General features: G+C 51.7%; 15 protein-coding genes and 1 tRNA gene. 14 read left to right on the top strand and 2 right to left on the bottom strand.

Translation table 11 applies throughout. From position 1 onward, the window contains the following. Positions 1 to 61 precede the first annotated feature (61 nt). Positions 62 to 772: an alpha/beta fold hydrolase gene (locus HZC01_03045; GenBank protein ID MBI5037653.1), complete on the top strand. Its 711-nt coding sequence runs from the start codon at positions 62 to 64 to the stop codon at positions 770 to 772. A gap of 88 nt (positions 773 to 860) precedes the next feature. Here the strand turns inward: HZC01_03045 and uvrA are convergent, their stop codons facing one another. After that, positions 861 to 3,737, bottom strand: a complete 2,877-nt coding sequence (uvrA, locus tag HZC01_03040; GenBank protein ID MBI5037652.1) for an excinuclease ABC subunit UvrA — start codon at positions 3,735 to 3,737, stop codon at positions 861 to 863. 93 nt (positions 3,738 to 3,830) lie between these two features. On the opposite strand from uvrA, the gene uvrC reads away from it, so the two are divergent. From uvrC to HZC01_03005, 7 genes are all read left to right on the top strand, one after another. Then, entirely contained in the window at positions 3,831 to 5,624 is a 1,794-nt protein-coding gene (uvrC, locus tag HZC01_03035; GenBank protein MBI5037651.1) for an excinuclease ABC subunit UvrC, read from the top strand. After that, positions 5,621 to 5,776: a hypothetical protein gene (locus HZC01_03030; protein ID MBI5037650.1), complete on the top strand. Its 156-nt coding sequence runs from the start codon at positions 5,621 to 5,623 to the stop codon at positions 5,774 to 5,776. The genes uvrC and HZC01_03030 overlap by 4 nt, the downstream gene beginning before the upstream one ends. Positions 5,777 to 5,835: 59 nt before the next feature. Next, positions 5,836 to 6,057, top strand: coding sequence for a preprotein translocase subunit SecG (gene secG, locus HZC01_03025; protein ID MBI5037649.1), 222 nt, complete (start codon positions 5,836 to 5,838; stop codon positions 6,055 to 6,057). Positions 6,058 to 6,096: 39 nt separating this feature from the next. Then, positions 6,097 to 7,914, top strand: a complete 1,818-nt coding sequence (locus HZC01_03020; protein MBI5037648.1) for a hypothetical protein — start codon at positions 6,097 to 6,099, stop codon at positions 7,912 to 7,914. Between the two features lie 72 nt (positions 7,915 to 7,986). Further along, a tRNA-Leu gene (locus tag HZC01_03015) sits at positions 7,987 to 8,073 on the top strand. An 86-nt stretch (positions 8,074 to 8,159) separates the two neighbouring features. Then, complete coding sequence (locus HZC01_03010) at positions 8,160 to 9,728, top strand: hypothetical protein (GenBank protein ID MBI5037647.1); 1,569 nt, start codon at positions 8,160 to 8,162, stop codon at positions 9,726 to 9,728. An 84-nt stretch (positions 9,729 to 9,812) separates the two neighbouring features. After that, positions 9,813 to 11,579 carry a ribonuclease J gene (locus tag HZC01_03005; GenBank protein MBI5037646.1) on the top strand — a complete coding sequence of 589 codons (1,767 nt, stop codon included), beginning with the start codon at positions 9,813 to 9,815 and terminating at the stop codon, positions 11,577 to 11,579. A gap of 80 nt (positions 11,580 to 11,659) precedes the next feature. Here HZC01_03005 and HZC01_03000 read toward each other — a convergent pair whose 3' ends face one another. Further along, positions 11,660 to 11,962 carry a hypothetical protein gene (locus tag HZC01_03000; GenBank protein ID MBI5037645.1) on the bottom strand — a complete coding sequence of 101 codons (303 nt, stop codon included), beginning with the start codon at positions 11,960 to 11,962 and terminating at the stop codon, positions 11,660 to 11,662. A 139-nt stretch (positions 11,963 to 12,101) separates the two neighbouring features. Here HZC01_03000 and HZC01_02995 point away from each other — a divergent pair, with 139 nt between their 5' ends. From HZC01_02995 to HZC01_02970, 6 genes are all read left to right on the top strand, one after another. Further along, on the top strand, positions 12,102 to 13,391 hold the full coding sequence (locus HZC01_02995; GenBank protein MBI5037644.1) for a hypothetical protein: 1,290 nt from the start codon (positions 12,102 to 12,104) through the stop codon (positions 13,389 to 13,391). A 4-nt stretch (positions 13,392 to 13,395) separates the two neighbouring features. Further along, positions 13,396 to 13,914: a hypothetical protein gene (locus HZC01_02990; protein ID MBI5037643.1), complete on the top strand. Its 519-nt coding sequence runs from the start codon at positions 13,396 to 13,398 to the stop codon at positions 13,912 to 13,914. A gap of 10 nt (positions 13,915 to 13,924) precedes the next feature. Further along, complete coding sequence (locus HZC01_02985; GenBank protein ID MBI5037642.1) at positions 13,925 to 14,674, top strand: peptidoglycan DD-metalloendopeptidase family protein; 750 nt, start codon at positions 13,925 to 13,927, stop codon at positions 14,672 to 14,674. A 35-nt stretch (positions 14,675 to 14,709) separates the two neighbouring features. Beyond that, positions 14,710 to 15,102 (top strand): hypothetical protein, encoded by a 393-nt coding sequence (locus HZC01_02980; protein MBI5037641.1) that lies wholly within the window; start codon positions 14,710 to 14,712, stop codon positions 15,100 to 15,102. Positions 15,103 to 15,239: 137 nt separating this feature from the next. Next, positions 15,240 to 15,689 carry a hypothetical protein gene (locus tag HZC01_02975; protein MBI5037640.1) on the top strand — a complete coding sequence of 150 codons (450 nt, stop codon included), beginning with the start codon at positions 15,240 to 15,242 and terminating at the stop codon, positions 15,687 to 15,689. Positions 15,690 to 15,710: 21 nt separating this feature from the next. Then, positions 15,711 to 16,664 carry an exo-alpha-sialidase gene (locus HZC01_02970; protein ID MBI5037639.1) on the top strand — a complete coding sequence of 318 codons (954 nt, stop codon included), beginning with the start codon at positions 15,711 to 15,713 and terminating at the stop codon, positions 16,662 to 16,664. Positions 16,665 to 16,690 lie beyond the last annotated feature (26 nt).

Here is a 16,690-nt window from a genome sequence, read left to right as displayed (position 1 = left end):
TTACCATAAAATAATATTAATTAATACATGATTAATAATAAAATTATGCTACACTACCACTATGCCCAAACCCGCCGTACTGCTTATCCACGGTTTCACCTCGCACCGCTCCAGCCTGGAAGCGGTGATTCCTGAATTGGACAAGCGCGGCATCGAATGGCACTACCCCATCCTGGCCGGCCACGGCACCACGCCGGGTGATTTGGTAAATGCTCGCTGGGAAGACTGGCAGTACGATGTGGAGCAAGCCCTGCAGTATCTCCAGCCCAAAACTCGGCCAATACTCATCATTGCCCTCTCCATGGGAGCGCTCCTGGCACTGGAACTAGCTGCAAAATACCCGAAACAAATTTTAGGGCTGGTACTCTTGTCCTCCTGCCTCCACTTCTACTCTCGTCTGGCGCGCTACACCCGCGTGGTCAGCCGCGTCATTCCGCGCGTGCCCAATCCCAGCATCGCTAAATTCAGCTCCTTCGCCTATGCCAAAAATGACCAGGGCTATGCCTGGTTCCCTTCGACTGCATTTCGACACTTCTGGCTCCGCACTCAACACTTCGACAGTGTCCTGGAAAAAGTCACCCAGCCCGTGCGCATCATCCATTCACATAACGATAAAGTCGCCGCACCATCAGGGGCTCGGCATATCTATGACACTATTCCGAGTGCCGACAAAGAACTCGTTTGGCTGGAGCGCTCTGGACATGAGATTCTCCTTGATTGCGAAACGGATCGGGTGCTGGAGGAGATATTTAAGTTTCCACTGCTACAATAGTCCTCATCCTGAATTCATTTCAGGATCTCCGAGATTCCGAAACAAGTTCGGAATGAGGAACGGATGTTTCACTATCGGAAAAGAGGTCCTATTTCAGTAGTGGTTTGAGAAATTTGCCGGTGTAACTGCGCACCACTTTCACGACTTCACGCGGCGTACCTTGAGCCACAATTTCTCCACCCTTGCTGCCACCCTCAGGACCGAGGTCGATCAACCAATCGGCTGATTTGATAATGTCCAAATTGTGTTCAATGACGAGCACGGTGTTTCCCTTATCAACCAACTGATTCAAAACACTCAAGAGCCGCTTCACGTCATCGAAGTGCAAACCGGTGGTTGGCTCATCCAGGATGTAGAGTGTCTTGCCCGTGGCTCGACGTGATAATTCGGTAGCCAGCTTCACCCGCTGGGCTTCACCGCCCGAGAGCGTGGTGGCTGATTGCCCCAGGTGCACATAGCCCAGACCCACTTCATACAATGTCTTCATTTTGCTATGGATGGCTGGCTGATTCTGGAAGAAATACATCGCCTCTTCCACCGTCATATTAAGCACGTCGGAAATATTCTTGCTGCGGTAATGAATCTCCAAGGCTTGGGCATTGTACCGATGGCCTTTGCACTCCTCACATTCCACGTAGACGTCGGGTAAAAATTGCATTTCAATCTTCACCAGGCCATCGCCCTGGCAGGCTTCACAGCGACCACCCACGACATTGAAACTAAACCGCCCGGGTGAGTATCCACGGATGCGCGCTTCCGGCACTTGGGAAAAGAGATCACGGATGTAGGTAAAGACGCCCGTATAGGTGGCGGGGTTGGAGCGCGGAGTACGGCCAATCGGCGACTGGTCAATCACGATGACCTTATCGAGATGCTCGGTGCCTTCCAGACCAACATGTTTACCAGGCACTTCTTTGGCACGGTAGAATTTTTGTGCTAATGCCTTGGCCAATATGTCGGTCATCAGCGTTGATTTGCCCGAACCAGACACGCCAGTGATACAGATGAATTTCCCGAGAGGGAATTTCGCATCAACATTTTTGAGGTTGAATTCAGACGCACCTTTGATCGTGAGATATTTACCATTGCCCTTGCGGTATTCTTTGGGTGCCGGGATGGATAATCGGCCAGAGATATATTGACCGGTCAATGAATTCTTATCCTTCATGATTTCCTGCGGCGTACCAGCGGCTACTACATGCCCGCCATGTTCTCCCGCACCGGGACCAATATCTACCACATAATCTGAAGCAAGAATGGTGCCTTCATCATGCTCAACGACAATCACGGTGTTACCAAGCTCTTTCAGGGTAATCAGCGTTTCTATCAATTTTTCATTATCGCGCTGATGGAGGCCAATCGATGGCTCATCTAATATGTAGACGACTCCCACCAGTGAAGAACCGATCTGAGTAGCGAGTCTGATCCGCTGCGCTTCACCACCAGCCAGGGTGGAGGCACCGCGATCCAGCGTCAAATAGTCGAGACCCACATTATTCAGGAATTGCAATCGCGCGGAAATCTCTTTGAGGATCTGCCGGGCAATCGTCTTGTGCTGTTCACTGGCAAAGGCCAATGTGGCGAAGAAATCGCGGGCATGCTCGACGGTCATAGCGCTGATGTCGGCAATTGATTTCTTATCAATTAATACCGCGAGCGCTTCTGGCTTCAGTCGTTTACCCAGACAAGTGGGACAGGGCAACACACGCATGAATTTTTCAATCTCCAAGCGGATATAATCAGATTGAGTTTCTTTGTACCGGCGCATCAGATTGGGAATCACCCCTTCGAAATTCTTAGTAAACTCACCTTCAAACCGATCACTGGAATAATCCATGGTGTACTCCTGCGTTCCCGTTCCGTAGAGAATCATGTCCAGCTGTTTTTTCGTCAATGTATTCACGGGTACATCCAGAGAAAAACCATTCGCCAGCGCCACCTTCTCCAGGAACCGGAGATACCAGGCCTGATTGGCTGTGGTGCGTGCCCAGGGGCGGATAGCACCTTCGGCGATGGTCAGGCGGTCATTGGGGATGACCATTTCCGGATCAATCTCAAGTCGAGTACCCAAGCCCGTACAGTCAGGGCAGGCGCCGTGTGGATTATTAAAAGAAAAATTACGCGGTTCAATGGGCGGGAGATTAATATGACAATGCGGACAAGCAAAATGCTGTGAATACAAGTGATCAACTTTTTTGTCCGCGTCATGAATGATAACCAAGCCGTCACCCAAATCGAGCGCGGCTTCGAGTGACTCACGCAAGCGCTGCTGCTCAAGAGATTTGTCATTGGTGAGCCGGTCTACCACCACTTCCAGATCGTGCTTCTTCTGCTTGTCTAATGTCATGTCTTCCGCTTCCTCAATCGGATACAGATCCCCGTCAATCCGAATACGAACATAACCGGCTTTGCGTACTTCGCTCACCACTTTCTTGTGTTCCCCTTTTTGACTGCGAATAACCGGCGCCATAATCATGAATTGGGTGCCCTGCGACAGGGACAACACCTGATCAGTGATCTGCTCAATGGTTTGTTTGGAAACAATCCGGCCACACTGCGGACAGTGTGGAGTACCGACGCGGGCAAAAAGCAAACGAAGGTAATCATAAATCTCAGTCACCGTGCCAACGGTCGAGCGAGGATTATGCGAAGTCGATTTCTGATCAATAGAAATGGCGGGTGATAAACCGTCGATCTGATCCACATCAGGTTTGTCCATCAGACCGAGGAATTGGCGCGCGTAGGCGGACAATGATTCGACGTAGCGGCGCTGTCCTTCGGCGTAAATGGTATCAAAAGCCAGCGATGATTTTCCTGAACCGGAAATACCGGTAATCACCACTAATTTGTCCCGGGGAATGTCCAGAGAGATGTTCTTGAGATTGTGTACCCGCGCGCCGCGAATCGAGATAACCGGTTGAGTCGAGGGGGTCTTGGCAATGGCTTTCTTGGTACGAGCAGGCATACGCTGGTAACACAAAAATTGATAAACAATTCGGAAGCCAGTATACACCCGCTGTCAAGACTGGTCAAGAGCTAGCCATGCTATACTGGCTCTATGCCTGCCCCGAAACACATTAATCTCTCAAAAATCCCTCTCAAACCCGGCGTCTACCAGTTCAAAGATGCGACCGGCGCCCTGCTGTATATCGGCAAAGCCAAGCAGCTCCGGCACCGCGTCTCCTCCTATTTCCATTCCGCGGCAAAGCACTCGCCCACCAAGCAGATCATGGTGGGGAAGATTGCCAAGCTGGAGTACATCATCACCTCGTCGGAAACCGAAGCACTGCTCCTGGAGTCCAGCCTGATCAAGCGCCACCAGCCACCGTACAACATTGACCTGAAGGACGACAAAAATTTTCTCTATATCAAAATCAGTCTGGCCGAGGAATACCCGCGGGTCTTCACCGTCCGCCGCATCCTCCAGGATAAGGCAAAATATTTCGGCCCCTATACTTCTGCCTTTGCGGTTCGGGAAACCCTTCACACCCTACGTAAATTATTCCCCCACCGTAACTTCCCCACCCAGCCATCGAAGCACCAATTGGAGTACTACGTCCGACGCTATCCAGAACTGATGGGTCCGGCTGACCCTACCGACTACCGCCGCACCATTAACCGGATTATCCGCTTCTTGAATGGCGACTACCAGGACATCGTGACCGAGTTGCAACAAGAAATGAAGAAGCGCGCGGCTGATCATCAGTTTGAACGAGCGGCGTTGCTTCGCGATAAAATCCAGGCCATCGAGCGCATGATGGAAAAGCAGAAAGTTGTTTCGCCGCGCCAAGAGCACTACGACATTATCAGCGTGGCGCGCGAAGGCGCCCGCGCCGCGGTCAATCTCTTCGCCGTCCGGCAGGGAAAACTGATTGCTAAGCAGGACTTCCTACTGACCAATACCGCTGAGCAATCGGATGCTGAGGTGCTGCAAGCGTTCATCGAACGGTTCTACGCCCAGCATACCAATACCCCGCCCGCCATCCTTGTTCCAACAACACTACCCAATGCAGCCCTCATCAATAAAACGTTTAAGACTACCGTAATCATACCGCGGCGCGGAGCGAAGCGCCAATACCTGACCCTCGGTCGAGAAAATGCGCTCAACTATCTTGAACAACAAAAGGCGTCATGGGAAAAAGACACGCGCAAGATCCAGCAAGCCCTCGGAGCGTTCAAAGAATTACTAAAATTACCCAAACCACCTCGCCGAATCGAAACCTATGACATCTCAAACATTCAAGGAACGAACGCCGTCGGCTCCATGGTGGTCTTTACCGATGGCCAGCCAGATAAGCAATGGTATCGCAAATTCAAAATCAAAACCGTGGTCGGCGCAAACGACTTTGCCATGCTGACTGAGATGCTCCAACGCCGTTTCCAGCACCAAAAACCCACCCCCTCTCCCACTTCGGGGGAGAGGGCTGGGGAGAGGGGGGGCTGGCCGCAACCGGACCTGGTCATCCTGGACGGCGGCAAAGGTCAACTGAATACCGTGCGTGAGGGCGTAACGATCCCATGCCCAGTCATTGCTTTAGCAAAAAAAGAAGAGGCCATCTTTGTGCCGGGTCGAAAAACACCGCTGCATTTCCCAGCTGACTCCGAGGCGCTCTATCTCATCCAACGAATGCGCGACGAAGCGCACCGCTTCGCCATCACCTTCTACCGTTCTCGCCATGGCCGGGCGACTACCCATTCCCGCCTTGATGATGTGCCAGGCGTTGGCGCTCACACCAAGAAGAAACTACTTAAGGAGTTTGGATCGGTGCGACACGTTCGCAACCAATCAATGGAGGCACTGACCCGTCTGGTTGGCGCCACGCTTGCCAAACGAATAAAAGAATCATTATGACCGAATCCACCCCCGAAGCCATCGAGGCCGCGCTGGAACGCCGCGCCACCCGCCGCCAGCGCCGCAAACATCCGGCCATGGCCGTATCTGGCCGCCGGGTTAAAGAGCTGCAACGCCTGATCATCCGGCGCAAACGCCCGCTTGACAGGTAGGCCTTGCTTTGGTATGGTTCCTGATACTCATGAACACTTGAGTTACGTATTTTCATTATATGGGAAACATATTCAATATTGCACAAATCGTCCTTGCCGGATTCTTAATTACTGCAATTCTGCTTCAAAATAAAGGTACCGGCCTGGGATCTGCCTTTGGTGGTGGCGAAAACGTCTTCCGCACCAAGCGGGGATTTGAAAAAACCTTATTTTTTGCAACCATTGTCTTAAGTCTCCTTTTCTTCGGCGTATCGCTGACAAACGTCCTAGTCCAACGCTAGCCAGGCACCGTCTGCCAGTCATCGCCCGCATAAGCTCCTGTGAAACAATTTTTCTCGAAACTTCGATTTCGTACCAAACAGAATAGCACTCCTCAAGCGGAACCCATCCGGCCACCGCTTCCTGATGAGCGCGCCCAATGGGATCGGCAGCTTGTTTTTTCATTAGCCAAGAAGCGGTTCCCCACCTGGGAACAATTGCAGTACGTGCCGGAGTACCTCTCGAAACGAGAACGTCTCATCATCCGCCTGTGTACTGGAATCATTATCCTGGGGGTTGCCTTTCTCTTTTTCAGTTTTTACCAGCGCCACGTCGTCTATCTGCCTGAATCAGGCGGTGAATACAGCGAGGCCCTGATCGGCCAGCCCACGTATGTGAATCCGATACTGGCTCAGAGCGACGTTGATCGCGACTTATCGAAACTGCTCTACTCGGGGCTCTTCCGTTTTGATGAACAATTAGAACTCCAGCCCGACCTCGCAGAATCCTACACGCTCTCAGAAGATAAGAAAGTATACACGGTGGTGCTGCGCGAAGGATTGACCTGGCACAATGGCAATGCGCTCCTGGCTGATGATGTAGTTTTTACTTTCCAACTGATCACTGACCCTGACTTCTCGAGCCCGCTCTACTCTACCTTCCGTGGGGTTACCGTCGATCGCATAGATGACCGCACGGTTACCTTTACCCTACCCGAACCGTTTGCCCCTTTCCTCTCAAATCTTACCGTCGGCATTCTGCCCATGCATGTCTGGGGCGATGTCCAGCCTGCCAATTTCCGTTTAGCTGAATTTAATACTCGACCGATTGGTTCTGGGCCGTATAAATTCTCCGAATTGACCAAAGAACAATCCGGCACCATCCGTACCTATTTACTCATCCGTAACGACAGCTACTACACGGCCGCTCCTTTTATTGATCAATTACTGTTCAAATTCTACCCGGATTTCGAAACCGCGCTGACGGCTCTAAAAAACGGCAATACCGATGGCATCAGCTACATTCCCAAGGATTACCGTGACAGTTTTGCGGAGAGTAAACATGTTGAAATCCACCATTTGCAGCTGCCGCAGTACACCGCCGTTTTTTTCAACCAAAAAAATGATATCTTCAAAAATGAAAACGTAACCAAGGCGCTCTCCCTGGCTACGGACAAAAACCGTATTCTGACAGAAGCTTTAAATAACCAGGGCACTATTGTTTCCGCCCCTATCCTCGAGGGATTCCTCGGCTATAATCCCACTATTGAACGATTTGATTACAATGCGGAGCGAGCCGCGGCTGTGCTCGAGGAACAAGGATGGAAAGTACCAGAAGGAGGCGGGCTGCGACAGAAGAATGGCGCGGAGCTCAAATTCTCCCTAACGACCGTCGACCAACCTGAGTATTTAAAAACTGCCGACATCCTTCGTGAAAATTGGGAGGCAGTCGGTGTGGGTGTCGAACTCAAAATAATGAATCCGAATCGCGTGGATAAAGAAGTCATCAAACCGCGCAACTACGAGGCATTTCTCTACGGTGAAATCCTTGGCACCGATCCCGATCCCTATCCTTTCTGGCACTCCAGTCAGAGCCTGAATGGCGGCCTCAATCTGGCAAATTATTTCAATAAAGAGGCTGATAAATTGCTGGAAGAAGCGCGCAAAACCGACAACCCTGATGAGCGCGCGCAAAAATATATTGAATTCCAAAATATCTTGATTGCAGACATGCCGGCGGTATTTCTCTTCAGCCCATCCTATGACTATCCGGTGAACCGATCTATTCACGGTATCGGCGCCGCCCGCATCACGGTCCCCTCGGATCGATTGAATGGCATCACGAACTGGTATATCAAGACCCGACTCGGTTGGGAATAATCCTGGGGGCGAATGGTCCCGCCAAACGGCGGGATAAACTCCACGGATTTGATTGTCCATAATTACATATTTGCCGCGGTGGTGAAATTGGCAGACACGCATGGTTCAGGGCCATGTGCCCGCAAGGGCATGGGAGTTCAAGTCTCCCCCGCGGCACCACACCTTGACTCATGTCCTCCCTGCCCCGTACATTCCGAGCATCGAGGAATCGTCGGGGTTTCGCCCACCAAAAACATTTAGACTGTATGCAATTTTCTTTTCGTACTGACCCGACGATTGTCCTGCACGGATATTCACCTGAAGCGCCAGCTGATATTCTGAAGCGTGTTTCCACCGGAACCAAACCATCATCACTCAAAGGAGACTTCATCCTGGTAGCAGACGGCATCGACCGCGATTCTGGCAAACCGCTGACGATTTTTATCTCTACCGTCGTTTCCGCCATCCCGTACTTCTATTATCAAACGCCAACGGCATGCGTTCATGCCGCAAACGTATTTGACTGCTGCCGAGCTGCCCAGCTGCCATGGGAATGGGATTACCAAGCCCTGGCGCAGGTAGCACTCTTTGACCACGTCCTCGCTAACCGGTCGCTCCACGCCAAGATACAACGTGTCCCGGCTGCCAGCATCATGATCAGCACCGGCGGCAAACTGCAGATTGAAACAGAACCCTTTTGGCAGGAGGCCTACCAATCCAATCGATACGACTCGCGCATTCAGGACGCCGGCAGTCTACTCGTCGAACTGCTCTCAGAATTGCCTGAACACAATAATTTCTCACTCTCCTTAAGCGCTGGCTATGACAGCCGAGCGCTCCTGGCCGGCCTCTCCCATCTGAAGCGCAATGTGCAAACCGGCTGCATGGGCAATGCCGAGGCAACCGACCCCTGCATCGCAGCACAACTGGCACAGGCAACTGGCTACCCTTTCTCCCGCGTGGACCTCACTGCCGAAGACTACCCTGCCGCCGCCGAAAACATATTGAAAGTAACCAGCGGAGAAAAAGTTTTCCTGCACTGGCACACCGGCATTTACGCCCAGAAAGTTCCGTTTAACCCAGCGGCCATCCATCTCGCCGGATCCAACGGCGAATTTGCCCGCAGCAGCCTCTTTGATAAAGGATTCATCGCCAGCGCACTGGACATGCTGCATGTCTCTGGCTGGGATAAATGGATTGAGCGACAACACCAGGTAAACCGCTGCATTGCCGCGGAAATAAGTACCACGCTCTCACCCAACTCCGCTTTTGTCCAAGCCCTTAATCCCCGCCGCATGGCGCAGTCAGTCTATCAACCCGGCTATCGGTTCGGTGATGGACTGGATCTTTTCTACGCCACGCAGCGGGTACGCAATTTCATCGGCCTAGGGATCGCCCTATACCGCACGCGCTTCACTACTACCTCGCCATTCTTAGACGCCCGTTTCATCCGCTATGCCATCGGCCTCCGCCGCGCTGACAAACTTGCCAACCGGTTCCCCCGCACCGTCATCAGTCAACTCCAGCCGAAACTGCTCGACTTTCCTACCGATGAATCGGGCATTCCTATGAAAACGAAACCCTCCCTGCTGTACTTCCGTAGCGCCAAAGGCGGCATCAAGCCGTACCAACGGACCACAGAAGCACAATCATTGCCCGCGGTAGCCGCCTGGGCCCAGGCTGGCTATCAGGCACTGGGGGGCGACCTGGCACAATTATCAACTAATGAATTACTTCGGCACCGCGTCGGTCAATGGAATTTCGCCATTACTGTCGGCGCCACCCTCGAGCTGATTACCAAGCTCGAAATCACTCACTCATCATCTACTCACTAACTACTAATTACTATTAAAACTAATACTGTTCCTGTACCTCTCCGGCACTCGTTGGACAGATACCCGGGCAGAACTAATAATCACATGAAAAAAAATTTCAGACCTCGTCATCAATCTCATCAACCCCCGCGCTCACCCCAGTCATCAACGCACTCATCGGGTAAGCCGTCCGGCCAAGCCCTTCGCATCATCCCCCTCGGGGGCCAGGAGGAAGTCGGTCGCAACATGACCATCTTCGAATACGGCAATGACATCGTCATTGTTGATATGGGCGTCCAATTCCCTGAAGAGGACATGCCGGGCATCGACTACATCGTGCCCAATGTCGCCTATCTCCAGGGAAAAGAAAAAAACATCCGCGCCGTCATCTTCTCCCACGGCCACCTCGACCACATCGGTGCGGCACCTATTTTGCTGGAAAAACTAAAAAACCCCACGATCATTGGCCGGCCACTCACCTTGGCCTTGGTAAAAAACCGCGTGGAGGACTTTCGCAAAGGCGGCGCCAAGCATCTGCGCACCATCACGATCAGTCGCGTCACTGACCAGCATCGCCTGGGCGCTTTTACTGCCACCTATTTCCCCGTCGACCACTCGATCATGGATGCGGTCGGCGTCATTCTGAAAACCCCGGCGGGTACGGTCATCCATCCGGGCGACTGGACCTATGAAAAAAATCCCATTGGTCGCGCCATGGTGCACTATGATCAGCTCGCCAAGCTTCCCAAACCGACCGTGCTGATGCTGGAAAGTCTCGGGTCAACCAATACCAAGGAGCGAGTGCCCGAGCGCGTCATGCACGACAATCTGAATCGCCTCATCCAGGACGCCCCTGGCCGTGTCATCATCGCCACCTTCTCCTCCCAGATCGAACGCATCAAACATGTCCTCGAATTCGCTGGCAGTTTGGGCAAGAAAGTCGCCCTGGATGGCTACAGCATGAAACTGAACATTGATGTAGCGCAAAAACTTGGCTATATCAAACCGGGTCGAAATACTCTCGTTCCGATTGACCAAATTAGTAAATTCCCCGAGCGGCGTATCGTCGTCCTCTGCACCGGCGCCCAGGGCGAACCCAATGCCGTCCTCTCTCGCATCGTCAATGGCAGCCACCGCTTCGTCAAAGTGAAAAAAACGGACACGATTATATTCTCCTCCTCGGTCATTCCGGGCAACGAGCGGACAATCCAGCGGTTGAAGGACAATATGTATCGCATGAGCGACAATGTGGTGCACAGCGACATCATGGATATTCACTCGAGCGGACACAGCACTGCCGCCGACCTGATCGAAGTGGTGAAGCAAATCAAACCGACCTATTTCCTGCCGGTCTACGCCAATCATTACTTCCTCAAGGAAGCTGAAAAGCTGGTTACCCGCCGCGGCTATCCCAAGGATCACGTCTTTATTCTCGATAACGGCCAAGTGCTGGAAGTCACCCCCCAGGGAGCCAAGTCATTGGAGAAAAAAGTCCCTTCAGACTATGTCTTCGTTGACGGCCTCGGCGTCGGAGATATCTCCCACGTCGTGCTCAGGGATCGCCAGATGCTGGCTGAGGATGGCATGTTTGTCATCATCGTCACCATCGATAAGAAAACCGGCGCGCTCGTCAAAAACGGCGGCATGGAAAATCCCTACATCATCTCTCGCGGCTTCATCTACATGAAGCATAGCCAGCAATTGCTTGGTGCGGTGCGGACAAAGGTAATCAAGATCCTCAAGGATCAAGAATCTCGCGCCCAGGCAGATGAGGCGTTCATCAAGAATAAAATCCGTGATCAGATTGGTCAGTTCCTCTTTACCAAGACGGAACGCCGACCAATGGTTTTGCCGGTAGTAATTGAAGTGTAATGGCTCATCATTGCCAAAAAGAAAACGGCTGCTGGTAAGGCGGCCGTTTTGATTTGTGGAGAGATGATTGATGGTTAATCCTACTTGGTGTAGAACTGACCAATCGTGTGTCCAGTCGGACACGTATCATCTGCTTCAGGAAACATCTGATGGCATATGGAGCAATTATTACCATCAGCGTAGCACTCGACAGACGCAGTGGATCTGTCTGCAGGCTGCTGAACTGGCAACTCAGTGGTAGGGCTGGGAAAATCGATAGGATATTCCTGACCGATTTCGTGTCCGCCACCACAGACCGTGTCACCATCACCAAACTGCTGATGACAGTTAGGGATACTACAAATGTTAGTCCCCTCAACTCGACAGACGACCATTGTGGTCATTTGATACCTCCATGGTTATATACGAATGAACATCCTCAATTAACACAGCAGGATACCACCTCCGCCGCACTTTGTCAAGACCGCCTGACGCAAACCAACTATTTGCCAGTTCATACAAAAAGAGGGATGATACTATGGTATGGACATGCCTCCTGCCAAGCAAAAAAAGTCATTCCTCAAACGCTTCTGGTGGATACTACTGATCCCCGTGGTAGTGCTTATTATTGTCATGAACATCCCACAAAAAAATGCGGATAATACCAATACTTCAGTAAACACCTTTGTTGATTCGCCGACAGATCAAACGGCGCAAACAAATACCAATACAACAAATGAATTAACCCAACCGCAAGACTCGCTCCCTTCGTGCAATACTACCAAGGAGCTCTTCACTGTGTTTCCCCTCAAAGACGGAGATTTCTACCAAATTACGGCACTGGGTAATCTGAATCCGACCGGCCACACCCTGCCCACGGATCACCTGTATGTGGCAACCACCGACGCGCAATATTTCACCCCAGGATTGAAATCAAATGCGAAACCACTGATCGCACCAGCGGATATGTGGATCGTCGGCGTCCAGTCGAGTGAGGAAAGTGGCGGAATCACTGATTACTCCATCGAATTCTCACCGTGCAAAGAGGTGAAAGGAAAATTCGGACACATCGGATCAATTGCGCAGAACATTCAGGCGGAAATGGACGCGCTGGAAAAGAATTGTAATGAATATGAAACAGGCGGCAAGACCTATCGCAGCTGTAGCTATATGGGGATGAACATCGAAGTTAATGCCGGTGAGGAAATCGGCACCGTCGGCGATGGACGTTCAGCCATGCTCGACATCTGGTTAAGTGACTACCGCGAACCACAAGTAAATCGCGCCAACCCAGATCGATGGTCCACAGATCGAAATTTCGTTTCGTGCTTTTTGGACTACTACCCGACTGAACAAAAAGATCAGTACTACGACTTAATAATCGGGCCGGATAATGGCAAGCGGACGAAAGAGCCGCGCTGTGGCACGGTGGATGTGGACATAGTCGGAACCGCCCAGGGCGTGTGGTTCTATGATCTACAGGGTCAGCTCCAGGGTGAAGACCCGCATCTCGCACTCGCCTATGATAATATCCAAACCGACAAACAAGTTTTCTCAGTCGGAACATCGGCAAGCAGCGCAGGCATCGAAAGCGGTTTTTATAGCTTTGTCCCGGCCTCCAGTGGGACAATCAATCGGGATTTCAGCCAGGTCACCGCTGACGGCACGATCTACTGCTATGACACGACAAGCTATCGTGGAGGTGGCGCCCGCATGAGTATTCTGGCAACCATGCCTACCGCGGAAACATTGCGCATCAAGAAAAATTCAAGCAGCCGTTGCGGTACCGGCCCCTGGGACCTAGGCGAAAATTTTGTTGAGTACGAAAGATAAATATATGGACGTTCAGCCACATACTTCTTTTTTCAAACGCTACTGGTTGGTCCTTATCATCATCTTCGCCATAGCTGGTACTTCCCTCTTCATCAGCCCATTTGGCATCGCCTGGCGCGAACGTATGCAATGCGAAACTGAGCCTGGCCGTTCATACGACCAGCCGTCCCGCCAGTGCCTCCAGAAAACCACTGATGGGGGCTCAATCTGCCGCGAGAATAGCGTCTGTGAATCAGATGATTGCTACCTACCCGACTTTGCCTTCCCCATAGGTCGTGCTTGGGATAATCTGCACCACGATAGCGAAGGATATGTTACGGGCCTCTGCAGCCACTATATTACAATTTTCGATAAGAAACCACGTGACACAGCCAGTCATTTAGTCCCACCGACTACATGTAATATAACTAAAGCTGGAAAGCAAATTGACGGTAAAGATTACGCAAAAGTTACTTGTATCGATGGCCAAGGTAAGGAAATAAACTATAATGAAGACGATCCCTTTATTAATTTTGTCCCATAATAAATAAAATTTGGACACCCCACTAAAAAAACCATTCCTCAAACGCTTCTGGTGGATAGCCATCGTCATTTTCCTCATCGGCGTGGGCGGTGTGTTTGTCTGGAAAATGGATAAAGGCACATCCGGTCCGCCCGAGCTCACCGCTAATTTCATCGATACCAGTAAAGTGGAAAAAATTTCAAAATTCCGCAGTTGCCAGGGACACGTGGTGGTGCCGCAGGACGAGAGCGAGCGGCTACGCAACATGAAGCATTATCTCATGCTGAAACCTGAATACAAGGGCAAGCAGGTGGAAGTGTACGCACCCTTTGACGGTGAAATAATGAGCATCTTCAGCAATCCATCCCAGGGCCTGGAGGGCGAAATGTGGCTCGGGCAAAAAGGGAGCGACTGGAATGCTAGCTTCGAACACCTCGTGCCGCTTGATACGCTCTCAGAGGGCGACAAAGTAAAAGCAGGTGAACTGATCGGCCACGTCGCCACTAATGGCATCGATCTCGTCTATGCTACCGCTGGTGCTGGCACAAAAATTATCGACGGCTACGAATCACCCTTCGGCGCGCTAGACTCAATCTTCAACCACATGTCTGATGAAGCATTTAATCAGTACATTTCCGACAATATTAAAACGCGAAGCGACCTAAGCTATACCAAAGAGTACCGCGACGCGAACCCCTGTAAGCTAGAAACTGCCAACGGCGCGCAAGCTGCCCAGCTCAATGACCATGACCATCCCGAGGATTGGATAATTATCAATTAGTCCTATCAATCATTTTCATTAATAAACAAACGCGTATGGATTCGCCAACCACCCCCCAGCCAAAACAAAACAAACGATGGATCATCGTGCTGCTCTTTGGCCTGGTGCTCTTTGTCGTTACTAATATCCTCTTTTTCATTCTCTCAATCGTGGCTGGCACGGAGCAACCCTTTGACTACTGGTGGGTCGGCATCATCGTCGCCCTGGTTATGGCTGCCTGCACCTGGTGGCTGACGCAGTGGCTGAAGCCCGCCTCAATGCAGCAAGCATTCACCAACGGCATTGTCTGGGCTATTGAAATTGCCGTGCTCCTGCTGATGATTACCATCCCCAATCAAACGACCAGCGCCGTCTTCGGCCAGTGGAGCACCTACCTGATATTCGTCGGCCTGGCAGTAGGGCCCCTGATATATAATAAAAAGCCATAACTCAAAATCATCTACCAGCCTCAATGGCTCGGACTCTCGCGAAATGACGGATAGATATGCAAAATATGCACGATAAGCGTTGACTTGTATTAGAGTTTGGGTTGGAATAGAATTGATGTGTCACTAACACTCAAAACATGCGAACAATAAATTACCGGCGGGTTATTGGAGCCGGTCTTGCCATTAATTTCTTGAGTTTCATTATCGGCGGCGGCAGCTATCTGCTGTTCGGCGACATCTTCAGGCTGGCGCCGACTGACGTCTGGAAATGGACGCCAGCGATGGGCCTGGATATCCCCGTCAGCTGGCCCATCCTCCTCCTCATGAATATCACCCTGGCGCTGGTCTTCGCCTGGGTTTTTGCCATACTGTATTCGGGCATCCCCGGCCAGGGCGTACGCAAAGGCTTGGTCTTCGGATTATTCGCTTGGCTCATTGGCGTTATCCCACCCATGACCACGCTCTACCTCATGACAAACATTGCCACCGGCGCCCTGCTTTACTTCACCGTGCAGGGCCTGGTAGAATGGCTGGCCTACGGCGCGACCATCGCAGCGATTTATAGGGAACAACAGAAAATTGATTAAAAAATCACCAACCCTCCACCTATGACTAAAAAAATCCTCCTCTTGGGAATCATCGTGTGCCTCGCCTTTATCGTGTCTGCCTGCACTAAAACTACAAACAACAACAATAACACCGCGACCACCAATACCAAAACCAGCAACCAGCAAGCGGCTGACCCAAACCAATACAACTGGTCAGGCATGAATCAAGGGCCGTACCGCGACAAAATATCCTTTGCCACCGGCTCCACTCTGACCAGCTGGACCCCCTCGGGGAAAATACTGGCCGAGCACGCCTCGGTGCCGGGCGCGGTCATCAAGGATGGCACGATCTATGTCTACTTCGTGGACGTGACCACTGACGGCGTCAAAGAGCAGCTGGGCATGGTGAAATCAACCGACAATGGCCAGACCTGGAGCGAACGGCAGCTGCTGACCATCACCGGCCTAGGTGATAAAGCTACCGCCGATCCAGCTCCCGTACTCCTGGCTGATGGGCGGATTCGCCTGTTCTATTTTGATATCAATGAATCCCGCATCAATCGGCCAGCCAACGGCATCGAGCCAACCAACAAGATTTACTCAGCCATTTCTTATGATGGCGTGAATTTCACCCAAGAGGATGGCATCCGGTTTGAGCGACGAGGCATATTCGACCCTGACGTGGAAAAAGTCGGCGACACCTGGTATCTCTACGGCGGCGATGTCGAGGGAAATAAAGTCATCGTGGCAACGTCAACCGACGGACTAACCTTCACCGAGCGCGGTGTCGCCTTCACCGGCGGCGCAGTACCTGACGTCTGGCACGAAAATGACCAATGGTATCTCTACACCGCCGGTATCAGCATCGCCACTTCCACCGACGGACTGACCTTCACCCCAGCCGGTATCCGCTTCGAGGATCGCGACCTCGGCAATATCACCGCCGACCCGTCCGTCATCAAACTATCCGAAGGCTCCTATCTCATGCTGTTCAAATCATCGCCGGGGAGGTAAGGATTAAAAAAACAATTAAATAAACC

The sequence above is a fragment of the Candidatus Kerfeldbacteria bacterium genome (genome assembly GCA_016214565.1).
Taxonomy (GTDB): Bacteria; Patescibacteriota; Patescibacteriia; order UBA10025; family JAHIVO01; genus JAXDBW01.
This window is presented reverse-complemented; position numbering and strand designations above follow the sequence as displayed.